The sequence below is a fragment of the Actinosynnema sp. NPDC023587 genome, from assembly GCF_040640215.1.
GTDB lineage: Bacteria > Actinomycetota > Actinomycetes > Mycobacteriales > Pseudonocardiaceae > Actinosynnema.
In genome coordinates this window covers 313,178-334,088 of record NZ_JBFABG010000002.1, presented here as the reverse complement: position 1 = coordinate 334,088, position 20,911 = coordinate 313,178, and the positions used below count along the sequence as shown (strand labels likewise).

General features: G+C 73.1%; 24 protein-coding genes. 10 read left to right on the top strand and 14 right to left on the bottom strand.

The window, feature by feature from the left end; genetic code table 11:
- Positions 1-15 precede the first annotated feature (15 nt).
- Genes AB0G01_RS06655 through AB0G01_RS06640 form a run of 4 tightly spaced genes read right to left on the bottom strand, consistent with a single transcriptional unit; the run spans position 16 to position 2,425 of the window.
- Complete coding sequence (locus tag AB0G01_RS06655; protein WP_360940448.1) at positions 16-531, bottom strand: YbaB/EbfC family nucleoid-associated protein; 516 nt, start codon at positions 529-531, stop codon at positions 16-18.
- A complete protein-coding gene (locus AB0G01_RS06650) occupies positions 528-914 on the bottom strand; it encodes a hypothetical protein (protein ID WP_360940446.1) in 387 nt (128 codons plus the stop codon). Before AB0G01_RS06650 ends, AB0G01_RS06655 begins: the two co-directional genes overlap by 4 nt.
- 4 nt (positions 915-918) lie before the next feature.
- Positions 919-2,100, bottom strand: coding sequence for a C40 family peptidase (locus AB0G01_RS06645; protein WP_360940444.1), 1,182 nt, complete (start codon positions 2,098-2,100; stop codon positions 919-921).
- A 1-nt stretch (position 2,101) separates the two neighbouring features.
- Positions 2,102-2,425 carry a hypothetical protein gene (locus AB0G01_RS06640; protein WP_360940442.1) on the bottom strand — a complete coding sequence of 108 codons (324 nt, stop codon included), beginning with the start codon at positions 2,423-2,425 and terminating at the stop codon, positions 2,102-2,104.
- Positions 2,426-2,564: 139 nt separating this feature from the next.
- Between AB0G01_RS06640 and AB0G01_RS06635 the strand changes: the two genes are divergently transcribed.
- Together AB0G01_RS06635 and AB0G01_RS06630 are read left to right on the top strand one after the other, a co-directional pair.
- Positions 2,565-3,122 carry an SMI1/KNR4 family protein gene (locus AB0G01_RS06635; protein ID WP_360941250.1) on the top strand — a complete coding sequence of 186 codons (558 nt, stop codon included), beginning with the start codon at positions 2,565-2,567 and terminating at the stop codon, positions 3,120-3,122.
- A 141-nt stretch (positions 3,123-3,263) separates the two neighbouring features.
- Complete coding sequence (locus AB0G01_RS06630; RefSeq protein WP_360940440.1) at positions 3,264-4,091, top strand: PfkB family carbohydrate kinase; 828 nt, start codon at positions 3,264-3,266, stop codon at positions 4,089-4,091.
- A gap of 73 nt (positions 4,092-4,164) precedes the next feature.
- Here AB0G01_RS06630 and AB0G01_RS06625 read toward each other — a convergent pair whose 3' ends face one another.
- From AB0G01_RS06625 to AB0G01_RS06610, 4 genes are read right to left on the bottom strand one after another with little or no spacing between them, the layout of a single operon-like run.
- Positions 4,165-5,031, bottom strand: coding sequence for an aldehyde dehydrogenase family protein (locus tag AB0G01_RS06625; protein WP_360940438.1), 867 nt, complete (start codon positions 5,029-5,031; stop codon positions 4,165-4,167).
- The gene (locus tag AB0G01_RS06620) at positions 5,024-6,451 is read right to left on the bottom strand and encodes an aldehyde dehydrogenase family protein (protein WP_360940436.1); all 1,428 of its coding nucleotides are present in this window, start codon (positions 6,449-6,451) and stop codon (positions 5,024-5,026) included. Before AB0G01_RS06620 ends, AB0G01_RS06625 begins: the two co-directional genes overlap by 8 nt.
- A gap of 3 nt (positions 6,452-6,454) precedes the next feature.
- A complete protein-coding gene (gene deoC / locus AB0G01_RS06615) occupies positions 6,455-7,420 on the bottom strand; it encodes a deoxyribose-phosphate aldolase (protein ID WP_360940434.1) in 966 nt (321 codons plus the stop codon).
- A gap of 56 nt (positions 7,421-7,476) precedes the next feature.
- Positions 7,477-8,124, bottom strand: coding sequence for a DUF1707 domain-containing protein (locus AB0G01_RS06610; protein WP_360940432.1), 648 nt, complete (start codon positions 8,122-8,124; stop codon positions 7,477-7,479).
- Between the two features lie 448 nt (positions 8,125-8,572).
- On the opposite strand from AB0G01_RS06610, the gene AB0G01_RS06605 reads away from it, so the two are divergent.
- Together AB0G01_RS06605 and upp are read left to right on the top strand one after the other, a co-directional pair.
- Positions 8,573-9,061: an HIT domain-containing protein gene (locus AB0G01_RS06605; RefSeq protein ID WP_360940430.1), complete on the top strand. Its 489-nt coding sequence runs from the start codon at positions 8,573-8,575 to the stop codon at positions 9,059-9,061.
- Positions 9,062-9,141: 80 nt separating this feature from the next.
- Complete coding sequence (gene upp / locus AB0G01_RS06600) at positions 9,142-9,765, top strand: uracil phosphoribosyltransferase (RefSeq protein ID WP_360940428.1); 624 nt, start codon at positions 9,142-9,144, stop codon at positions 9,763-9,765.
- A 35-nt stretch (positions 9,766-9,800) separates the two neighbouring features.
- Here upp and AB0G01_RS06595 read toward each other — a convergent pair whose 3' ends face one another.
- On the bottom strand, positions 9,801-10,649 hold the full coding sequence (locus tag AB0G01_RS06595; RefSeq protein WP_360940426.1) for an NAD(P)H-binding protein: 849 nt from the start codon (positions 10,647-10,649) through the stop codon (positions 9,801-9,803).
- Between the two features lie 224 nt (positions 10,650-10,873).
- Between AB0G01_RS06595 and AB0G01_RS06590 the strand changes: the two genes are divergently transcribed.
- Entirely contained in the window at positions 10,874-12,157 is a 1,284-nt protein-coding gene (locus AB0G01_RS06590) for a glycoside hydrolase family 18 protein (protein ID WP_360940424.1), read from the top strand.
- A gap of 157 nt (positions 12,158-12,314) precedes the next feature.
- On the opposite strand, the gene AB0G01_RS06585 is transcribed toward AB0G01_RS06590, so the two are convergent.
- Positions 12,315-12,908, bottom strand: a complete 594-nt coding sequence (locus tag AB0G01_RS06585) for a TetR/AcrR family transcriptional regulator (protein WP_360940422.1) — start codon at positions 12,906-12,908, stop codon at positions 12,315-12,317.
- Between the two features lie 73 nt (positions 12,909-12,981).
- Between AB0G01_RS06585 and AB0G01_RS06580 the strand changes: the two genes are divergently transcribed.
- The 4 genes from AB0G01_RS06580 to AB0G01_RS06565 all read left to right on the top strand — a co-directional run bounded on the left by AB0G01_RS06580 (position 12,982) and on the right by AB0G01_RS06565 (position 15,534).
- A complete protein-coding gene (locus AB0G01_RS06580; RefSeq protein WP_360940420.1) occupies positions 12,982-13,188 on the top strand; it encodes a type II toxin-antitoxin system VapB family antitoxin in 207 nt (68 codons plus the stop codon).
- Between the two features lie 371 nt (positions 13,189-13,559).
- Positions 13,560-13,943, top strand: a complete 384-nt coding sequence (locus tag AB0G01_RS06575; RefSeq protein ID WP_360940418.1) for a Fic family protein — start codon at positions 13,560-13,562, stop codon at positions 13,941-13,943.
- A gap of 254 nt (positions 13,944-14,197) precedes the next feature.
- Positions 14,198-14,578 carry a MerR family transcriptional regulator gene (locus AB0G01_RS06570; protein ID WP_360940416.1) on the top strand — a complete coding sequence of 127 codons (381 nt, stop codon included), beginning with the start codon at positions 14,198-14,200 and terminating at the stop codon, positions 14,576-14,578.
- Between the two features lie 47 nt (positions 14,579-14,625).
- Positions 14,626-15,534 carry an aldo/keto reductase gene (locus AB0G01_RS06565; RefSeq protein WP_360941247.1) on the top strand — a complete coding sequence of 303 codons (909 nt, stop codon included), beginning with the start codon at positions 14,626-14,628 and terminating at the stop codon, positions 15,532-15,534.
- Here the strand turns inward: AB0G01_RS06565 and AB0G01_RS06560 are convergent.
- Positions 15,498-16,100 (bottom strand): alpha/beta hydrolase, encoded by a 603-nt coding sequence (locus tag AB0G01_RS06560; protein WP_360940414.1) that lies wholly within the window; start codon positions 16,098-16,100, stop codon positions 15,498-15,500. The genes AB0G01_RS06565 and AB0G01_RS06560 overlap by 37 nt on opposite strands.
- Positions 16,101-16,353: 253 nt before the next feature.
- On the opposite strand from AB0G01_RS06560, the gene AB0G01_RS06555 reads away from it, so the two are divergent.
- Positions 16,354-16,677: a hypothetical protein gene (locus AB0G01_RS06555; protein WP_360940412.1), complete on the top strand. Its 324-nt coding sequence runs from the start codon at positions 16,354-16,356 to the stop codon at positions 16,675-16,677.
- Between the two features lie 18 nt (positions 16,678-16,695).
- On the opposite strand, the gene AB0G01_RS06550 is transcribed toward AB0G01_RS06555, so the two are convergent.
- From AB0G01_RS06550 to AB0G01_RS06540, 3 genes are all read right to left on the bottom strand, one after another.
- A complete protein-coding gene (locus AB0G01_RS06550) occupies positions 16,696-18,306 on the bottom strand; it encodes a phospho-sugar mutase (RefSeq protein WP_360940410.1) in 1,611 nt (536 codons plus the stop codon).
- Positions 18,303-19,106, bottom strand: a complete 804-nt coding sequence (locus AB0G01_RS06545) for a purine-nucleoside phosphorylase (RefSeq protein ID WP_360940408.1) — start codon at positions 19,104-19,106, stop codon at positions 18,303-18,305. The genes AB0G01_RS06550 and AB0G01_RS06545 overlap by 4 nt, the downstream gene beginning before the upstream one ends.
- A gap of 90 nt (positions 19,107-19,196) precedes the next feature.
- Positions 19,197-20,858: a serine/threonine-protein kinase gene (locus AB0G01_RS06540; RefSeq protein ID WP_360940406.1), complete on the bottom strand. Its 1,662-nt coding sequence runs from the start codon at positions 20,856-20,858 to the stop codon at positions 19,197-19,199.
- Between the last annotated feature and the right edge of the window lie 53 nt (positions 20,859-20,911).

The following is a 20,911-nucleotide window of genomic DNA, read 5'->3' as shown; positions in this document are numbered from 1 at the left end:
GGGGTGGATCTAGTCCTACCGCCGTTGACCACGGAATGGGTCGGCGAAGAAGTCGTCCTCGTCGTCCTCGACGTGTGCCGCGGGGCGGGGACGTGCAGGCTGAGGCCCTCGTGGGCGTGCCGCGCCCCACGGCGGGGCGGTGGGTTCACCCGGTCCGGTACCGGACGGCTGTCCGGAACCCGACGCGGGCCGGGGCCCGTCCGGCGGCTCGGTCCGCCGGTGCGGCGGCGGCGGGCCCGCGAAGTCCTCGACGGCCATCGCCACGCTGTCACCCAGCGTCTTCGCCAGTTCGTTGTAGCTCGTCCGGAGGGCCGCGTCGGTGGCCAGCCGGGCGGTCTCGACGACCAGCCGGCCCACCGCGTCCGGGCCCTGCCCGAGCGCCGCCGGGTGCAGCCGCACGGCGCGCAGCGCGCCCGTGGCGGACGCCGTCACGGTCACCAGCCCGGACGGGTGCTCGGCCGTGCCGGTGATCCGGGCCAGCAGGCCGGTCAGCCGGTCGGCGGCGGCGATCCGCTCCTCCCGCACGCTCATCGCGGTCCCCTCGGGTACGTACTCCCGAAGTCGTCTTCCGGGGTGGTGCCCGCGTCGTCCGCCGGGAAGCCGATCTCGGTCAGCGCCCGCGCCGTCGCGGGGTCCACCACCCGCGCCAGCGACCGGTGCAACCGGGCGGCGGCGTCCCGCGCGGCCCGCTCGGCGACGCGCACGATCTCCGCGCCCAGCGCGTCCGCGCCCATGTTCAGCGCGGCGGGCGAGATCCGGACCTCACCGGGCGGCGCGCCGGGCGCGGTCACCACGGTCACCGCGCCGTCCGCCGAGGACGCGCGCCCGAACACCGGTCCGGTGCGCGCGAGGTGCCCGGACACCCGCTCGCCCACTTCCGCGACCCGCCGGGCCGCGCGTGCCGTCTCGTCCACGTCCTCAGCCCGTCGGTCGGTAGAAACCCAGGAAACCCATGCCGATGTTGCCGGTGCGGACCGGGTTGACCTGCACCGGGTCCCCCGCCTCCACCATCTGGCCGTTGCCGATGACCATCGCCACGTGCCCGTCCCACACCACCAGGTCACCCGGCAGCAACTGGTCCGCCGGCACGGACGCGCCCATCGCCTGCGACGACGCGGGGCGCGGGACGTCGAACCCGGCACCCTGGTACGCCCACTGGGTCAGGCCGGAGCAGTCCGTGCCCTGCGGCGGGTTCGCGCCGCCCCAGACGTACGGGGTGCCCAGCGCGGACAGCGCGTTGCGCACGGCCCGCGCGGCGGTCTCGTTGGGCGCTTCGGCGGAACTGCCGTCCGGCAGGTTCACGCCCACGCCGGTGCCGGGCTGCGGCGGGATCGCGACCGGCAGCCGGGGCCCGGTCGCGCCGCCACCGCCGCCACCGCCACCGGAACCGCCACCCGAGCCGCCGCCGCCGTCACTGCCGCCGCCGCTGCCGGACGAGCCGCCGGAGCCACCGGAGGGCCCGCCGGACGAGGACGGGTCGCGCTTGCCGTCGTCACCGGCGCTCGAAGTCGACGTGGTGCCGCCGGAGTCCGCGCCCAGCGGATCGCCCAGCCCGGCGAAGTCGGGCTTCTCCAGCCCCCTCAACGAGGCCGCCACGGCGGTGAGCTCGGCGCGCACCCCGTCCAGTTCCCGCCCGGACCTGCCCTCGTACTCCCGGGCCTTCGCGGTCACGTCGGCGGCCACCGCGAGCACCGCGCCGATCCCGCCGAACAGCGACGCCGCGACGGCGGCGGCGAGCCGGGGCTGGGCCCACCCGGTGAACTCGTCGATGAGCCCCTGGATGGCCTTCCTGCCGCCGTCGACGGCGGTCACCGCGGTGGTGGCGGCCGTCTGGGTGGCGGTCGCGTTGCGCGCCAACGCGCCCACGCCGCCGGAGAACGCCGCGACGCGTTGCTGGAACGCGTTCGCGCGGTCGCCGTACCAGGTGCCGAGCACGGCGTTCGCCGCGCCGGTGTGCCGCCCGTCGATCTCGGTCAACGCCGAGGAGGCCCGCCCGAAGGCGTCGGCCGCGCGGGTCGCCCCGCCCGGGTCGCCCTCCAGCTTGGCCAGGTCGTCCTTCATCGGTCGGACCAGGCCGGCCAGGAATCCCGCGACGTCCACCTCAGACCCCGTAGGCCCGGTCGAGGTCGGCGCTGTTCCGCGCCTCCTGCTCGGTGTAGGCCGCGCCGGTCTCCGACACCGCGCCGGCGAACGCCGACAGCCCGTCCGACGCGGCGGCGACACCGTCCACTTGGGTCTGCGCGGCCTGCTGGAACGCCGCGCCCAGACCGACCTCGTCACCGATCACGCCGAAACTCCCCGCCGCGAGCGACGTGGTGCCGGACAGCGTCGACGTGCCGACCTCGCCGACCTCGTCCGCCAATCCGGACGCCGCGCCGCTGTACGTCGACAGCGCCGCCAGGTCGACGCCGAAACCCCGTTCCACCGCATCTCCCCTCGGGTACGCCCTCCGGCCGCGATCCTGCACCATCGAACGGGGGCAGGGGTGGCCTTTCGGGCAGATCCTCCCCTGATGGGCGGTACCCCGCGCCACGTTCAGACCTGATCATGGGTACGTGGGTGTTATGCGCCATTGGGAGCGGATCCTGGCGTGGCTCGACCACCACGCCCCCTTGACCGGTTCGGCGTTCATCCCCAGCGAGGACGTCGCGGCGGTCGAGGCACTGTCGGTCGCGAGCGGCCTGACGCCGCCCGAAGACCTGCGCGCGTGGTGGGCCGTCTGCGGCGGCACCGCGGACCTGGCTTTCGCCGAGGTCCTGCCGCCCTTCTACACGCCGCTGGGACCGGGCAACGCGCTGCGCTCGTGGCGGCTCAAGGAGCGGTTCTGGCCGCGCGACCTGGACACCGAGGCCGGCACCCCGACGACCGGGTTCCACCCGAGGTGGCTGCCCATCGCGTTCGACGGGTGCGGCGACGCGCTCGCCGTGGACCTGCGGCCGGGCGTGCTGTCCGGGTGCGTGGTCGAGTGGGACCGGGAGCGCGGCGAGATGCTCAAGCCCGAGTGGACGAGCCTCGACGAGATGCTCGACCAGGTGGCCACCGCGCTGGAGCACCGGAGCCGGATCGGGCACTGCGAACCACTCGTCACGGCCGACGGCCACCTGGGGTGGCGGACCGACTGAGCGGACCACGCGCCCGCGACGGTGCTCGACGCCACCGGGCCCGAGTCGCCGGACGACCCGGGCACCGGACGTCCTCACGCGCGGGGAGCGCGGCGAGCTCTGCCGGACGCGGTGATCGGCCGCGCGTAGCACAATGCGCCCATGCCCGACGTGTTCGTCGCCGGTCCCGCGTCCTGGAACCGCCTGGTCGCCTTGGACCACCTGCCGGAGCCCCGGCCGCACACCGCGTTCGCGTCCGGCCACCGGACCGCGCTGGGCGGCACGTCGGCCGGCAAGGCGCTCAACCTGGCCGCGCTGGGCGCGCGGGTCACCCTGCGCACGGTGGTCGGTGACGACGAGGCCGGGCGGTCGGTCGTCGGGTCGTTGAGCGGTGCCGGGGTGGACCTGATCGCCGAGGTGGTGCCCGGTCCGAGCGAGCAGCACCTCAACCTGATGTCGCCGGACGGCGGTCGGGTCTCGATCTATCTGGAGCTGCCGCACCTGGCCGAACCGGTGCACGACGAGCGCGCGCTGACCGCGCTGGCGGACGCCGACGCGGCGGTGATCGACCTCGCGGACTCCGCCCGGCCGTTCCTGGCCGCCGCGCGCGAGGCGGGTGTCCCGGTGTGGTGCGACGTGCACGACTACGACGGGAGATCGGCCTACCACCAGGACTTCGTGGACGCCGCCGACTTCCTGTTCCTCAACGACGACGGGATGCCCGAGCCGGACCTGATGGCGTTCCTCGGAGCGCACGGCCGCCCGGTGGTGGCGACCAGGGGTGCGCGGGGTGCGGTGGCCGTCGTCGCGGGCGTGCCGCACCAGGTGCCGGCCGCGCCGGTCGACCGGATCGTGGACGCGAACGGCGCGGGCGACGCGTTCTTCGCCGGCTTCCTGGTGGCGCACCTCGCGGGCGCGGACGTGCCCAGGGCGTTGGAGGCAGGGGCCGCCCAGGCGGCGCGCTGCCTCCGTTCACCCGACCTCGCCTGACCCCCGGGCTCGACCTCCCGTGCCCAGACCCCGCTGTGCTCGGATTCCTGCTGTGCTCAGATTCCTGCTGTGTTCAGATTCCTATTGGGTGCCAGACGGTCTTGGACTCCAGGAACGACCGCAGCCGGGCCAGGTCGGGCTCCCGCGTGAAGTCCTCGGACGGACGGGCCCGCAGCACCCGTTTGACCGTCCCCGCCGCCGACCGCTCCAGGTCCGCGCGCAACGATTCCGGCGCACCGGTCAGGTCCAGCGCGTTCACGTCGGCGTGCGACGCCAGCCAGGGCGCGATCTCGGCCGTGCGGCCGGTGATCACGTTGACCACCCCGCCCGGCACGTCCGACGTCGCCAGCACCTCGGCCAGCGTCACCGCCGGCAGCGGCCGGTCCTGCGAGGTCACCACGACCGCCGTGTTGCCGCCCGCGATCACCGGCGCGACCGCGCTGATCAACCCCAGCAACGAGGACCGCTGCGGCGCGAGCACCGCGACCACCCCGGTCGGCTCCGGCACGGAGAACGAGAAGTACGGCCCCGCCACGGGGTTCGAGCTCCCGAGCACGGTGGCGATCTTGTCGGTCCACCCGGCGTACCAGACCCACCGGTCGATCGCCGCGTCGACCAGGGACCGCGCCTCCTCGGCCGAGGCCCCTTCCGCCGCCGCGACCTCCGCGACGAACTGCTCGCGCCGGCCCTCCAGCACCTCGGCCACCCGGTAGAGCACCTGCCCCCGGTTGTAGGCCGTCGCGCCGGACCACCCGCCGAACGCCTTGCGCGCCGCCGCGACGGCGTCCCGGGCGTCCTTGCGCGAGCCCTGCGCCGCGTTCGCCAGGAACGCGCCCCCGGCGTCGTTCACCGGGTACGACCGGCCCGACTCGGACCGGGGGAACGCCCCGCCGATGTAGAGCTTGTACGTCTTCGCCACGGCGATCCGGTTCTCAGACATCGAGGTACGCCTCCAGCCCGGTCCGGCCGCCCTCGCGACCGAAGCCCGACTCCTGGTAGCCGCCGAACGGGGCGGTCGGGTCGAAGCGGTTGAACGTGTTGGCCCACACCACGCCGGCGCGCATCTTCTGCGCCGCCCACAGGATTCGGGAGCCCTTCTCGGTCCAGATGCCCGCCGACAGCCCGTACGGCGTGTTGTTCGCCTTGGCCACGGCCTCGTCCGGGGTGCGGAACGTGAGCACCGACAGCACCGGCCCGAAGATCTCCTCACGGGCGATCCGCATCGCCTGCGACACGTTGGAGAACACCGTCGGCGCGAAGTAGAAACCCTTGTCCGGCAACGGGCACGACGACGTCCACCGCTGCGCGCCCTCGGCCTCGCCGGACGCGGTCAACTCCTGGATCTTGGTGAGTTGCTCGCGCGAGTTGATCGCGCCGACGTCGGTGTTCTTGTCCAGCGGGTCGCCCACGCGCAGCGTCGACACCCGCACCCGCAGCTTCTCCAGCAGCTCCTCGGCCACGGATTCCTGCACCAGCAACCGGGAGCCCGCGCAGCACACGTGCCCCTGGTTGAAGAAGATGCCGTTGACGATGCCCTCGACGGCCTGGTCCAGCGGCGCGTCGTCGAACACGATGTTCGCCGCCTTGCCGCCCAGCTCCAGGGTGAGCTTCTTGCCGGTGCCGGCCAACTGCCGCTGGATGACCTTGCCGACCTCGGTCGACCCGGTGAACGCCACCTTGTCCACGTCCGCGTGCCCGACGAGGCCCGCGCCGACGTCACCCGCGCCCGGCAGGACGTTCACCACGCCCGGCGGCAGGTCGGCCTGCTGGATGATCTCCGCGAGCACCAGCGCGGTCAGCGGCGTGGTCTCGGCGGGCTTGAGCACGACGGTGTTGCCGCACGCCAGCGCCGGCGCGATCTTCCACGCCGCCATCAGCAGCGGGAAGTTCCACGGGATCACCTGGCCCGCGACGCCCAGCGGCCTCGGGTCCGGGCCGTGGCCCGCGTAGCCGAGCTTGTCGGCCCACCCCGCGTGGTAGAAGAAGTGCGCGGCGGCCGTGGGCACGTCCACGTCCCGCGATTCCTTGATGGGCTTGCCGTTGTCCAGCGACTCCAGCACGGCGAGCTCCCGCGCGCGCTCCTGCACCAGCCGCGCGATGCGGAAGAGGTACTTCGCCCGCTCGGAGCCGGGCATCCGGCCCCAGACCCCGTCGTAGGCCCGGCGGGCGGCCCGCACGGCCCTGTCCACGTCGGCGGGCGCGGCCGTGGAGACCTCGGCCAGCACCTCCTCGGTGCCCGGGTTGATCGTCTTGAGCGGCTCGCCGCCGCCCTCCACGAATTGCCCGTCCACGAACATCCGGTAGGCCGGCTTGAGGTTGGCGATGTCCCGCGACTCGGGCGCGGGCGCGTATTCCCACATGTCTCAGTCCACCGTCACGTAATCGGGGCCGCTGTAGTGGCCGTCCAACTGGGTGCGCCGCTGCATCAGCAGGTCGTTGAGCAGGCTCGAAGCGCCGAACCGGAACAGCTCCGAGGTCAGCCACTCGGCCCCGGCCACCTCGTGCACCGCCACCAGGTACCTGATCGCGTCCTTGGTGGTGCGGATGCCGCCGGCGGGCTTCACGCCGCGCAGCTCGCCGGTCTGGTCGCGCCAGTCGCGCACCGCCTGGAGCATCACGTGCGTCACCGGGAGCGTCGCGGCGGGCGTCACCTTGCCGGTGGAGGTCTTGATGAAGTCCCCGCCCGCGAGCAGCGCCAGCCACGACGCGCGCCGCACGTTGTCGTAGGTCGCCAGCTCGCCGGTCTCCAGGATCACCTTCAGGTGGGCGTCCCCGCAGGCCTGCTTGACCCGCACGATCTCGTCGAACACCTGGCCGTAGCGGCCGGACAGGAACGCGCCCCGGTCGATCACCATGTCGATCTCGGTGGCACCCGCGTCCACCGCGTAGGCGGTGTCCGCCAGCTTCACCTCCGGCGACGACCGCCCGGACGGGAACGCCGTGGCCACCGACGCGATGTCGACGCCGGTCCCGGCCAGCTCGCCGACCGCGGTGGCGACCATGTCCGGGTACACGCAGATCGCGGCCACCGCCGGCACCTCGGGCCGCTCCGGGTCCGGCCGGCGCGCCTTCGCGGCGAGCGAGCGGACCTTGCCGGCGGTGTCCGCGCCCTCCAGCGTGGTCAGGTCGACCATCGAGATCGCCTTGTCGATCGCCCACAGCTTCGCGGCCTTCTTGATGCTGCGCGTGCCCAGGCCGGCCGCGCGCTGCTCCACCCCGACCTGGTCGACACCGGGCAGTCCGTGCAGGAAGCGGCGCAACGACGCGTCGTCGCGCACCGCGTCCGCGAGCGCCGGCGGCAGCGACGGCGCAGTCGATGTGGCAGCCATGCGACCGAGTCTAGGCGGACCGGCACGCCCGTCCCAGGTGAACGCGTCCGCGCAGGTCAGCCCTCCAGCTCGGGGTTCTTGGACCCCTTGACCTTCTTCCGCTTGGGGCGGCGCACGTCGACCCCGGCCATGATGGCCACCCCGGTGATCCGGACCACCGGACCGCCCGGGACGGTCGGCGTCTTGTGGGTGGTGTCGTCGAACGCGCCCATGATCCCGGCCCCGTCCACCCGCACGGTGACGTCCTCGGGCACGAAGATCTCCACGCCACCCCAGAAGGCGAAGATGTTGATCACCGTCTCGGCGGACTCGAACCGCGCCTTGGACAGGTCGAGCACGACCCCGCCCATGATCGCGACCACGGTGTGGTTGGCGGGCACGACCCAGTCGCCCTTGCGGTCCACCCCGGACCAGAAGGCGATGGACGTCGTCGCGCCGGGCGTGCCGCCGATCCGCGACGCGGGCAGGTGCTGCCCGACCGGCGACGGCAGGGTGGTGGCGGGCAGGCCCATGCCGAGGTCGGAGGTCAGCGGGGCCAGCTCGCCGTAGGTCTTGGCGGCGTACACGGCTCCCAACCGCTCGTCCAGCTCGTGCAGGTCCAGTCGGCCCTCCCCGTGGGCCTGCTGGAGCACCCGGGCGACCTTCTCGCGGTCGTCGTCCGAGGCGCGCATCTGACTGGGGTCCGGCACCAGCTCGTCGCTCACGCCGGTGAGTTTAGGAGGTCGTGGGCCGGTTGAGCACCAAACGGGCCGTTCGGACCTCAGGTCGGGGCCGACGACCACCCCCGGCGGACGTCCCCGGTCGGCCGTTGGCGACGGACTTCGAGGCCGGCCTGTTAGTGCCGGACGGCTCGAAGGACGTGGACCCGGCGACCGAGGGGCAGCAGGAGGCGGTGGACGACTTCGCCCGCCGTGAACTCGACCGGCCGAGCACAACCGTGGCGCGCCGGACCCCGCCAGGCCGCCGTTCACCGCGCTGTTGCGGGTCGGCGTCTGGTCCGGGTTCTCCCGCCGCACCCACTGCGACACGTAGTCGTAGAGCTCCTGCGCGGTGATCTCGCCGTCCTGTCGGCGTTCACCGACCCGCACGGGGCGACCGCTGGCGCGGATCGCCCGCCGTGATCAGCGCCCGAACCGGGTACACGTGGACGGCATGACCAACCGTGTGCCGTGGCGGGCCGATGCCTACCTCGACCTCGCCCGCCGGGCCTGCTTCATCTGCGAACTGCTGGCCGGCAATCCCGACTACCCCCACCACACCGCCTACCGGGACGCCGACGCCGTGGTCTTCGCCAGCCGCTTCCCGTCCGTGCTCGGGCACTTCCTGGTCGCTCCGGCCGCACACCGCGAACACGCGGTCGGCGACTTCACCGTCGACGAGTACCTGACGCTCCAACGGGTTGTGCACCGGGTTGGCAGCGCGCTGGCGGACCTTCTGCCCGTCGAACGGCTCTACGTGCTGTCTTTGGGCAGCCAGCAGGCGAACCGGCACGTGCACTGGCACGTGGCCCCACTGCCGCCCGGGGTTCCCTACGAAGAGCAGCAGACCGCGGTGTTCGACCCCGCACGCGGGCACCTGGAAATCTCCGACGACGACCTGGCCGACCTCGCGCGCCGACTCGGCGAACACCTGACCGCCTGACCCACCCCTGTCACGCGCGGCCCGGCTGTTCGGTGCGGAGCCGTCGAACATCGGGTCGGGGTGCCACATACTGTTCGACCATGGACGTCCTCGTTGTCGAACACCCCCTGGCCAGGGCGCGCCTCACGACCATGCGTGACGCGCGCACCGACAGCGCGGCGTTCCGGGCCGCGCTGCACGAGTTGACCGTGATGCTCGTGTACGAGGCCACCCGTGACGTGCCCGTCGCCGAGGAGAAGGTGCACACGCCGGTCGCGCGCACCACCGGGTACCGCCTGGCGAACCCGCCGCTGCTGGTGCCCGTGCTGCGCGCCGGCCTCGGGATGGCCGACCAGGCGCACCGGCTGATCCCGGACGCGCAGATGGGGTTCGTCGGGCTCGCCCGCGACGAGGAGACGCTCCAACCGACGCCGTACCTGGAGTCGCTGCCCGAGTCGCTGGCCGGGCGGCCGGTCCTGGTGCTGGACCCGATGCTGGCCACCGGCGGGTCCATGCTCCACACCATCCGGCTGCTCACCGATCGCGGCGCGACGGACGTGACCGCGGTGTGCGCGCTCGCCGCGCCGGAGGGCATCCGGCACCTGGCGGACTCGGGGTTGCCGGTGCGGCTGGTGACCGCCAGCGTCGACGAGCGCCTGAACGACTCCGGGTTCATCGTCCCGGGGCTCGGCGACGCCGGCGACCGCCAGTACGGCGCGGTCTAGCGCACCGTCGGTTCCACACCTTCAGTCCGACACCGTCAGCTCGACGCGGTCAGTTCGGCGGCGTGGTCACGTGCCCACTGGGCCAGGGTCCGGCCACGCCGGCCGACGACCTGTTCGAACTCCGGGGACACCTCCGGCGGCTCCTCGTTGTGCTGGGCCGCGTAGCCCAGGACGTACTCGGCGATGTCCCAGGGCAGTCCGACGTCCCGGATCAGCGACGCCCGCGCCTGGCCGTAGGTCTGCGCCTCGAACCCGATCGGCCGGCCGAGTCCTTCGCCGATCGCCGCCGCCTGCTGCCGGTGGGTGAGCAGCTCCGGTCCGGTCAGCGCGTACGCCCGGCCCCCGTGCCCGCCGTCGAGCAGCGCGCGCACCGCGACCTCCGCGATGTCGGCCTCGTGGATCGGCGAGCCAAGGGCGTCGGGGTAGGCGTAGCGGACGACGTCGTCCTGCTTGATGCTGTCGGCCCACATCAGCTTGTTGGACATGAACTCGCCGGGGCGCAGGTGTGTCCACTCGACACCGGACGACTCGATCACCTGCTCCACGGACAGGTGGAGCTCGTAGCTGCCCGGCCGCCGCACGGTCACCGCGCTGCTGGACAGGAACGCCACCCGCCGGACGTCCGGGGCGTGCGCCAGGAGCTGCCCCGCCAGACCCGCCGAGTCGTCGGATTCCAGCACGGGCAGCAGGAACAGCGCGGTCACGCCCTCCAGCGGCAGTTCGGCGGGCCGGGTGAGGTCGCCCCGCACCACCTCGACCCCCGCCGGCAGGCCGGCCTTGTCCGGGTCGCGGGTCAGCGCCCGGAACGCCGCTCCCGCCGTCACCAGTTGGTCGACCACCCGCCGGCCGACGTTGCCGCTCGCCCCGGTCACCAGGATCGTCACGATTTCCCCCTCGTCACCTGCTTGTTCAAACTTGAACACGACGACGTTAGCGCGACCCGGGACCTCGGCGCACATGCAAAAGTTTGCAACCTCTGTGAAAAGTGAGTCCGAAGCGAACTCGCCGGTAGGCGCGGATTCGGCCGTTCGGCCGTAGAGGTGGTCTAGACCTCACGCCTACCGTGGTCTGGACCACACTTAGTGGCCCCTGCCCCGCGAGGAGAAGCATGACAAGCCGGAGATGGGTGCTCCCCGCCCTCCTGATCTCGGCCCTCACCGTGACGCTCGCCCCTCAGGTGGCTCAGGCCCACGGCGACCGGCACCAGCCGCGCACCGTCGGGTACTACACCAACTGGAGCGGCTACGACCGGAACTTCCTGATCAAGGACCTGGTCACGAACGGGACGGCACCCCGGCTCACCCACCTGAACTACGCGTTCGGGTTCCTCGACGCCGGCGGCAAGTGCGTCAGCTCCGACCCGTGGGCCGACTACCAGCGCCCCCTGAGCGCTGAGCAGAGCGTCAACGGCAAGGCGGACGTGGCGGGCCAGCCGCTGCTGGGCAACTTCAACCAGCTCAAGCAGCTCAAGAAGAAGTACCCGAAGCTGAAGGTCTACATCTCCCTCGGCGGCTGGTCGGGTTCCCAGTACTTCTCCGACGCGGCGCTGACCCCCCAGTCCCGCGCGGCGCACGTGAAGTCCTGCGTGGACCTGTGGCTCAAGGGCAACCTGGTCGGCGCGGCACCCGGCGCGGCGGCGGGCCTGTTCGACGGCATCGACCTCGACTGGGAGTGGCCGTCCAGTGAAGCCGCTCCGGGCAACGTGATCCGCCCGGAGGACAAGGAGAACTTCACCGCGCTGCTCAAGGAGTACCGCAAGCAGTTCGGGCAGTTGACCTGGCGGACCGGCAAGTCCTACGACCTCACCGCGTTCCTGCCCGCCAACCCGGGCATGATCGACCGCGGTTTCGACGTGCCCAAGGTGTTCAGCCTGTTGACCTTCGGCACCACCCAGGGCTACGACTACCACGGGTCCTGGGACCCGCTGACCAACCAGCAGTCCGCGCTGCGGACGCCGGCGGGCGACCCGACGTCCCCGGGCTTCAGCACGCAGGTCGTCATCGACCACTACTTGAAGAAGGGCGCTCCGCGCGACAAGATCGTGATGGGCGTGCCGTTCTTCAGCCGTGGCTGGACCGGTGTGCGCAATGAGAACAATGGGCTCTTCCAGCCCGCGACCGGGGCTGCGCCCGGCACCTACGAGGCCGGGTACGAGGACTACCGGACCCTCAAGGCGCAGCTCGGCAAGTTCAAGGTCCACCGCGACCCGAAGGCCGGGCACGCGTGGCTGTTCGACGGCACGACGTTCTGGACCTGGGACGACCCGGTGGAGTTGAAGCGCAAGGGTCGTTACGTGGCCGATCGTCGGCTGGGTGGCGCGATGATCTGGTCGCTGGACAGCGACACCGCCGATGGCGAGCTCATCCGCGCCCTCAAAAACGGACTGTCCTGATCAGGACAGTTCACCGGGGTCCGGGGAGGTTTCGCGGCGGCCGCCTCCCCGGACCCCACCTTTGCACCGTCGGCGGATCCCTTCCGGGGTCCGCCGGCGGTGTTCTCGCTGTCACCACCGGGAACGACGACGCCCGGCCGGGCGTCCGCGCGCGCCGCTACCGGCGTCGCCAGCCGTCCGCGCAGGCGCGGATCGCCCGCTCGTAGGCGGGGGCGATCTCCACGCCCGGTGGGAGGTTGCCGTTCAGCTCCAGGCTGACCAGGCCGTGCACCACGCCCCACAGGGCGAGGGCGATCTGGTCGTGCGGTGCCGCCACGAACATCCCGCACCCCACCGCGCGACCGACGTTCTCGACCAGCGGCAGGAACGTGTCGGCCGCGGCGGCGTCGGTCTCCGCCGAGGGCGTGAAGTTCGGGATGACCTTGCTGAACATCACCAGGTAGAACTGCGGGTCGGCGAGCGCGCTGGCGCGGTAGACGAGCCCGAGCCGGATGATGTCCTCGACCGGGTCGTCGGTCGCGGGCAGCGCGGCGAGCCGGTCCCCGAACCGGCGGAACGCCTCCTCGTACAGCGCGTCGAGCAGCGCGGGCTTGCCCCCGAACAGGGAGTACACGGCGGTGGTGGAGGTGTTGACATCCGCTGCGAGCCTGCGCAAGCTCAGAGCGCCCGGTCCTTCGGTGGACAACAACTCGCCCGCGCGGTCGAGCAGTCGCACCCGGAGTGCGTCATCGTGGGTCTTCGGTCTCGGCACCGCCGCATCTTATCGCAACAGTGTTACAAAACTCGGTCTGGTCAGCGTGGTACCAAGTTGGTACCGTCGGTCCATGGCGATGACCTTGCGTCTGAGCGACGAGGAGAACCGGCGGCTCGACGAGCTCGCCGCCGTTGAAGGTCGGTCGAAGCAGGAGGTCGTGCGACTGGCGCTGGCCGACCGCTGGGCGCGGCTCCAGAAGGAGGAGCAGCTCTCCGAGGTGCTGGGGCGGGTGCTGCCGAAGTACCGGGGGTTGCTCGACCGGCTGGGGTCTGCCTGAATCCGCCGTTGCCGGCCCGCACGGCGGAGGTGATTGCTCCGCACGTTCGAGTGATCCACCCGGACGTTCGAACTCTTGTTCGATAGTCTGGGTTCATGCAGCTCAATCGACGTAATCGACGCACGTCCCTCGCCCACCGCTGCGATCACCCACGCCGATCACCCGTGCCCGGGTATGGTGCGCCGTTGAAGATCGGGCCGCGTCCGGGGTGCACCGCCCCGGTGCCGCGCGCGGCCGACAACATCCTCGCCGTCGGACGGGCGGTCAGGCGATACAGACCTGAGGTGGTGGGCCGTGGTGCCGGTGGCACCCCGGACGCGGCACGGCCGCGCCGAAGTCCCAGCCCCCCAGGACAGGGAGCGCGTCAAGCAGTGGTCAACTACCTCGACGCCGGCGATTTGCTCGTGCTGGCGACCGCCGTCACCGGTGGAGATCTGGTCGTGCGCGACTTAGGTCTCCTCGATTCCGCGGCACACCGGCCTCGCGCCACCGTGCTCGGCGTCGAGGCGTACGACACGCTCTGGCTGAAAGCCTCGGCCCTGCTCGACTCGATAGTCCGCACCCGGCCCCTGGTCGAGGGCAACTGGCGGCTGGGTTGGGTAGCGGCGGTGACGCTGTGCGACATCAACGGCTGGTGGGTGGACGCGGAGGAGGACGAAGCCCTGGACCTCGTCCGGGCCCTCGGCAGGGACGAGGTCGACGTCGGCGGCATGGCGGCACACCTGGAGGCGTGGGGCATCCCGAAGGACCACTGACGCCCGAGCGGTCACGCCGCGCGCTCGGCCGCCCCGATCCGCCGCTGCCGGCCGGGTCCGGCAGCCGCGCGCCCGAGTCGCGCCCGGCCGGCGCGCGAGACCGGAGTCACGCCCGGTCCGGGTCGGAGCCCGGGTCCGCCGGTCGTGCCGGGAGCGCACCCGCTCGGCACCCGGCGCACGAAATCGCACGCGCGCACGTGAGTTGAGGCGTATCGGGTTGACCTGGAGCGCACTCCAGCTCCTACCGTCGAGGGGTGACTTACTCGATCGCCCAAGCGGCCGAGCGCAGTGGGTTGTCCATCGACACGCTGCGCTACTACGAACGGATCGGGCTGGTCGACCCCCCGGCACGGGACTCGGGCGGGCGGCGCAGCTACAGCGACGACGACCTGGGCTGGCTGTTCTTCCTCACCCGGCTGCGCACCACCGGCATGCCCATCCGCATGATGCGGGAGTACGCGCAGCTCCGGCACCGGGGCGCGGCCACCGCAGGCCGGCGCAAGCAGATGCTGTTCGAGCACCGGACGTCGGTCCGCGAGCGGATCACCGAGCTCCAGTCGTGCCTGGACGTCCTGGAGTACAAGATCGCGCACTACGAGCAGGTCGAGCACACGTTCGAAGGGATCACCGCGTGACACTGCTGGGCACCGCCCTCGAAGTCGGCCCTCAGGGCCTGGGCTGCATGGGCATGAGCCAGTCCTACGGCAAGGGCGACGACACCGAGTCCATCGCGACCGTGCACCGGGCGCTGGAACTGGGCGTGACGCTGCTGGACACCGCCGACGTCTACGGCGCGGGCGCGAACGAGGAGCTGGTGGGGCGGGCCATCGCGGACCGCCGGGACCAGGTCGTCCTCGCCACGAAGTTCGCCCTCGCCGACCCGGACCGCCGCCCGCGCGGCGACGCCGCGTACGTGCGGCAGGCGTGCGAGGCGTCGTTGCGCCGGTTGGGGGTCGACCACATCGACCTCTACTACCAGCACCGGGTCGACCCGACCGTGCCGGTCGAGGAGACCGTGGGCGCGATGGCCGAGCTCGTCGCCGAGGGCAAGGTCCGGTTCCTCGGCCTGTCCGAGGCGAGCGCCGACTCGATCCGCCGCGCGCACGCCGTGCACCCGATCACCGCGTTGCAGAGCGAGTGGTCGCTGTGGACCCGGGACATCGAGGAGGTCATCGCGCCGACGTGCGCCGAGCTGGGCATCGGCATCGTGCCGTTCTCCCCGCTCGGCCGGGGCTTCCTCACCGGCCGGGTGACCTCGACCGCCACCCTCGACCAGGACGACACCCGCCGGACCATGCCCCGGTTCGCGGAGGAGAACTTCGACCGCAACCTGGCCATCGTGGAGGCGCTCAAGGCGCTGGCCGCCGAGCGCGGCGTCACGGCCGGGCAACTGGCCCTGGCCTGGGTGGGGCACCAGGGCGACCACGTCGTCCCGATTCCCGGCACCAAGCGGATCGAGTACCTGGAGGAGAACGTCGCGGCGGCGGGCCTGCGCCTGTCCGCCGCCGACCTCCGCGCGATCGAGGCCGCCGCACCGGCCGCCGCCGGCGACCGCTACCCGCCGGCGATGCTGCGCCTGTCCGGCAGGTAGTCCGCCCCGCCGGGCCCGGGTCCCGGGTGGTGCAGGAGTGCGTCGAGGAGCTCCCGGCCCTGGTCCCAGGGGCCGGGGCCCTCGGCGACCGTGAGGTGGCCGACCTCGCCGACGTCCGCGAACCGCGCGCCCCACGCGTCCGCGAAGAACCGCGCCCGCTCGGGCGTCATCCACCGGTCCGTCCGACTGGCCGCGAGCACCGCCGGGAACGGCAGCGCGTCGACCGGCAGCGGCGCGAAGCCCCGGATGGCCGGATCGGGATTGCGCTCCACGTCCGCCGGCGTCACCAGCAGCGCGCCCCGCACCCGGCGGTCGGTGCCGGCGGCCGGGCGCGGCCGGGCCGCCCAGTGCACGACGGTCGGCACGCCGAGGCTGTGCGCGACGAGCACCGGGGGTTCGTCGCACGCCGCGATCGCCTCGTCCAGCCGCCGCACCCACGCCGTGCGCTCCGGCACGTCCCAGTCGTCCTGCCCGACCCGCGCCGAACCGGGCAGGTCCCGGGCCCACAGCTCCTGCCAGTCACCGGGGTCGGGGCCGAACCAGCCGTCTACGAAGAGCACCGTCATGGGTGTCATTCCAGCACTGCCGGCCGAGCCCCCGCCTGCCGTCCCGGCTTCGACCACATCGCCGGGCACGTGGTCCGGGTCACCCGCTCCCGCCGGTCGTGAGGCGTGCTCGGGTGCCGGCGCTCGCTACCCTGATCACGGCGAACGAGCGGCGAACGCGCAGCGCCGCGCCCGGTCCGCACGGGTGACGGCCGTCCACGACGGGAACCTGCGCCGCCCTCGTGCGTCTGGGTAAGTAACTCGGGAGGGAGACATGGACACTCGCAGCATCGCGACGATGACCCGGAACCGGAGGATCACCTGGGGCGGTGGGGTCGGCATCGGGGTGGGGCTCATCGGGTTCCCGCTGGTGTTCATCGGGGTGTGGCCCGGTGTGGACCACAGCCCGTGGGACGTCAACACGATGATCCTGGCCACCGGCGTCAGCCTGCTCACGGTCAGCTACATCGCGGTCCGGATCGCCGTCGCGGCGGCCACCGACAACCGGGTCACCCCGCCGACCAGGCGTCCCTGGCTGGTGGCGGGTGGTGCCCTGGCGGTCGCGGTGCTCTGCCTGCTGATCGCCTTCGCGTCGTGAGCACCGCGCGGTGAGCGGTCACCGGAGCAGCTCGGCGACCTGAGCCCGCAGCGCGCCCAGGCGTTCGGCGGCTCGGGCGCGCGCCGTGGCCAGGTCGTCCACCGGTTCGACGACCTCCAGGTACGCCTTGAGCTTCGGTTCGGTGCCCGACGGTCGCACGACCACCCGCACGCCCTCGGCGGTCAGCCGCACGACGTCCGCGTCCGGCAGCAGGTCCTCGAACGCGAAACCGCCCGGCGGGTCCCGCCGGAGCTTCGCCATCAGCGCGCCGATCCGGCTCAGGTCGGTGAACCGCAGCGAGACCTGGTCGGTCAGGTGCAGGCCGTGGTCGACCGCCAACCGGTCCAGCGCGTCCGGCAGCGTCCGCCCGGTCGCCTTGAGGCCCGCCGCCAGGTCGCACGCGACCACGGCGGCCGAGATGCCGTCCTTGTCGTTCACGTACCGGGGGTCGACGCAGTTGCCCAGCGCCTCCTCGTAGGCGAACACCAGCCCCTCGCCCGCCCGCACCAGCCACTTGAACCCGGTCAACGTCTCCGCGTACCGCGCGCCGTGCGCGGCGGCGATCGACTTCAGCAGCGACGACGACACGATCGTCGTGGCCACCAACGGGTCCGGGGTGTCCACTGTGGACAGCACCAGGGAGCCGAGCAGCACACCGGTCTCGTCACCGCGCAGCATCCGCCACCTGCCGTCGCGGTCCCGCACGCCCAGCGCGCAGCGGTCGGCGTCGGGGTCCAGCGCGATCGCCAGGTCGGCGTCCTCGGCCTCGGCCAGCGCCAGCAGGCGGTCCGCCGCGCCCGGTTCCTCCGGGTTCGGGAACGCCACGGTGGGGAAGTCCGGGTCCGGCACGGCCTGGTCGCGCACCACGCGCACGTCGGTGAAACCCGCGCGCCGCAGCGCTTCCACGGCGGTCTGCCCACCGACGCCGTGCATCGGGGTCAGCACCACGCGCAGGTCGCGGGACGTGCCCCGGGGCAGCGACGCGACGCGCTCCAGGTACTCGTCCACCTCGGCGTCGGCCACCGGCAGGTAGCCGTCCGACGTGGGCACCGACACCGCTGCCGGCACCGCCGCGATGGCCGCTTCGATCTCCCGGTCGGCGGGCGGCACGATCTGCCCGCCGCCGGCCAGGTAGAGCTTGTAGCCGTTGTCCGCGGGCGGGTTGTGCGACGCGGTGATCTGCACGCCCGCGACCGCGTCGTGCCCGCGCACCAGGAACGCCAGCACGGGGGTGGGCAGCGGGCCGGGCAGCACCCGGACGGTGAAGCCCGCCGCCGCCAGCACGGACGCGGCGGCGGTGCAGAACTCCTCCGAGCCGTGCCGGGCGTCCCGGCCGACGAACACGGTCCCGCTGTGCCCGTTGGCCTTCAGCCACGCGGCGAGGCCCGCCGTGGTGCGCACCACGACGGCCCGGTTCATGCCGTTCGAACCCGCCCGGACCGGGCCGCGCAGGCCCGCCGTGCCGAAGGTGAGCGGGCCGGCCATCCGGTCGGCCAGGTCGTCCGCCGCAGCGGGGTCGCCGCCCATGGCGCGCGCCAGCACGCCCTGGAGCTCGGCCCGCGTCCCGGGTGACGGGTCGTCGGCGATCCACCGGAACGTGGCGTCGCGCAGCGCCGGGGTCAACGTCATGCGCGCGCCACCAGCTCGCGCAGGAGCGCGCCCATCCGACCGGCGGCGGCGGCACCGGCCTCCAGCACCTCCTCGTGGTTCAGCGGCTCGCCGGTGATGCCCGCCGCGAGGTTGGTGACCAGGGACAGCCCGAACACCTCGACGCCCTCCGCGCGGGCCGCGATGGCCTCCAGCACGGTGGACATGCCGACCAGGTCCGCGCCCAGCGTGCGCAGCATCCGGATCTCGGCGGGGGTCTCGAAGTGCGGTCCGGGCAGGCCCGCGTAGACGCCCTCCTCCAGCGACGGGTCGATCTCCCGGGCGAGGTCGCGCAGGCGGGGCGAGTACAGGTCGGTCAGGTCCACGAACCGCGCGCCGACCAGCGGCGACGAGGCGGTGAGGTTCAGGTGGTCGCTGATCAGCACCGGCTGGCCGACGGACATGCCCTGGCGCAGGCCGCCGGCGGCGTTGGTCAGCACGACGGAGCGGACGCCGCCGGCGGCGGCGGTGCGCACGCCGTGCACGGCCTTCTGGATGCCCTTGCCCTCGTAACCGTGGGTGCGGCCGAGCAGCACCAGCACGTTCTTGGCACCCACCGGCACGGAGCGGATCGTCCCGCCGTGGCCGAACGCGGTGGGGGCCGCGAACCCCGGCAGCTCGCCCATCGGCACCTCGGCGGCGGGCTCGCCGATCAGGTCGGCGGCCGGACGCCACCCGGAACCGAGCACCACGGCGATGTCGTGCCGCTCCACCCCCGTCCGCTCGGCGAGGGCGGCTGCGGCCTGGGCTTCGAATGCGCTGCTGTCACTGGTCGCGGTCACGACGGCGAGCCTAATGTCCCGGCGTCCGCGACGCCGCTGCCAACCCGGCGGCGTCGGGCGGCCCCGCCCGCCGAGCGGGGGACCGCCCGGCTAGCCGACGACGGAGAAGGTGCCCGCGATGCCGGGGAACAGGGTGCCGCGCCCCATCTCCTCCTGCTCGGTCGGGAACACCACCTCGACCACCCACAGGTCCGTCCCGCGCGGCAGCACGCGCGAGTACCGCGTGCGGCGCTGGTCGGGGCCGGCACCGGCGGAGCCGCGACCGAGGTCGGTGGCCGTCTCCACCGTCCGGTAGCTGAACTGGACCGGCGCTTCCGGCGCGGCGGGGTCGATCGGGTCGGTCACGTCGGTGGCCTCGCCGAAGTACCGGTCCGCCGGCCACCGGTCGCGGACCACGGCCAGGTACTCCTCCAGCGACCTCTTCGGGTAGAAGTCGGCGAAGCGCTGCACGGTCACCTCGTACCGGCCGCTCGGCGCGACCAGGTGCACGACCGTGCTCGGCACCAGACCCCCGTTCGTCCGCTGCTCCAGGAACGACGTCCAGTCCGCCCCCACCTCGATGGTGAACTCCGCGCCCTGCTCCCCGTTGGCGGTGGCCGCCGCCGTGGTGGTCGGGTGGAGCAGCACCTCGTCGGTGATCGCGGGCAGCGCCGGCGCACCGACCGAGGGCGGCGGCGGGAGGGGCGCGCCGGCGAGCGTCCGGGTCAGGGCGAAGCCCGCGCTGCCGCCGATCGCGAACAGCACCACCGCCGCCACCGCGACCAGCACCGCCGACGTCCGGCGCGCCGGCTCCCGGGACGGGGTGAACGGCAGCGGGCCGGGGTCGGCGGCCAGCGGGGTGTCCGGCGGGACCGGGGTCCTGACCCGGGGCGGGCGGACGAGGTCCGGGGTCGGGCGGGTGGTGCCGGACGGGAAGACGTCGGTGCCCGGCTCGGGCAGCAGCGCGCGGACGTCGCGGCGGACGTCGGGCAGGGACATCCGCGCGGCCGGGTCCTTGGTCATCAGCCCGGCCACGACCGCCTCCAGCGCGCCGCACGCCGACGCGGGCGGTACTTCGCCGTGGATCACCTGGTTGACGGTCTGCATCACGTTCGTGCCCTCGTAGGGCTGGTGGCCGGTCATCGCGGCGAACAGCGTCGCGCCCAGCGACCACAGGTCGGCCGCCTCGGACACCGCGCCGCCCGCCGCGACCTCGGGCGCGATGAACGCGGGCGTGCCCAGCGCGGTGCCGCGACTGGTCAGGGTGGCCTCGGCGACGTTGCGGGCGATGCCGAAATCGGTCAGCTTCACCCGGCCGTCGTCGGCGACGAGCACGTTGCCCGGTTTCACGTCGCGGTGCGTGATGCCGGCCCGGTGGGCGGCCTCCAGGGCCGCCGCCACGGCGTCCGCGACCACCGCGCCCTGCTCGGCGCTCAGCGGCCCGCGCTGCCGCACGACGTCGGCCAGCGATTCGGACGGCACCAGTTCCAGCACCACGTACGGGTCGCCGTCGACCTGCGCCACGTCGTACAGGGTGACCACGTTCGGGTGGGTCAACTGGGCCACCGAGCGGGCTTCGCGCAACGTGCGCTCGCGCAGCAGGTCGGCTTCGACGTCCGGCATCCCGGGCGGGACGAGCACCTCCTTGACGGCGACGTCCCGGCGGAGCACCTCGTCGTGCGCGGCCCACACCGTGCCCATCGAGCCACGTCCCAGGACGTGCCGCAGGCGGTAGCGGCCCGCGATCAGGCGTTCGGTCTCCACCCGCGCCATTGTTCATCAGGACGGGGGACCGGCTGCATCGTTCACGGCGGTGAAACTCACAT

Bases quoted from the DNA above. Each gene is read 5' to 3' on its own strand.
- AB0G01_RS06655 (WP_360940448.1), bottom strand. From the start codon at position 531: ATGAGCGTGCGGGAGGAGCGGATCGCCGCCGCCGACCGGCTGACCGGC.
- AB0G01_RS06635 (WP_360941250.1), top strand. From the start codon at position 2,565: ATGCGCCATTGGGAGCGGATCCTGGCGTGGCTCGACCACCACGCCCCC.
- AB0G01_RS06630 (WP_360940440.1), top strand. From the start codon at position 3,264: ATGCCCGACGTGTTCGTCGCCGGTCCCGCGTCCTGGAACCGCCTGGTC.
- AB0G01_RS06625 (WP_360940438.1), bottom strand. From the start codon at position 5,031: ATGTCTGAGAACCGGATCGCCGTGGCGAAGACGTACAAGCTCTACATC.
- AB0G01_RS06620 (WP_360940436.1), bottom strand. From the start codon at position 6,451: ATGTGGGAATACGCGCCCGCGCCCGAGTCGCGGGACATCGCCAACCTC.
- deoC (WP_360940434.1), bottom strand. From the start codon at position 7,420: ATGGCTGCCACATCGACTGCGCCGTCGCTGCCGCCGGCGCTCGCGGAC.
- AB0G01_RS06605 (WP_360940430.1), top strand. From the start codon at position 8,573: ATGACCAACCGTGTGCCGTGGCGGGCCGATGCCTACCTCGACCTCGCC.
- upp (WP_360940428.1), top strand. From the start codon at position 9,142: ATGGACGTCCTCGTTGTCGAACACCCCCTGGCCAGGGCGCGCCTCACG.
- AB0G01_RS06590 (WP_360940424.1), top strand. From the start codon at position 10,874: ATGACAAGCCGGAGATGGGTGCTCCCCGCCCTCCTGATCTCGGCCCTC.
- AB0G01_RS06580 (WP_360940420.1), top strand. From the start codon at position 12,982: ATGGCGATGACCTTGCGTCTGAGCGACGAGGAGAACCGGCGGCTCGAC.
- AB0G01_RS06565 (WP_360941247.1), top strand. From the start codon at position 14,626: ATGGGCATGAGCCAGTCCTACGGCAAGGGCGACGACACCGAGTCCATC.
- AB0G01_RS06560 (WP_360940414.1), bottom strand. From the start codon at position 16,100: ATGACGGTGCTCTTCGTAGACGGCTGGTTCGGCCCCGACCCCGGTGAC.
- AB0G01_RS06555 (WP_360940412.1), top strand. From the start codon at position 16,354: ATGGACACTCGCAGCATCGCGACGATGACCCGGAACCGGAGGATCACC.
- AB0G01_RS06550 (WP_360940410.1), bottom strand. From the start codon at position 18,306: ATGACGTTGACCCCGGCGCTGCGCGACGCCACGTTCCGGTGGATCGCC.
- AB0G01_RS06540 (WP_360940406.1), bottom strand. From the start codon at position 20,858: ATGGCGCGGGTGGAGACCGAACGCCTGATCGCGGGCCGCTACCGCCTG.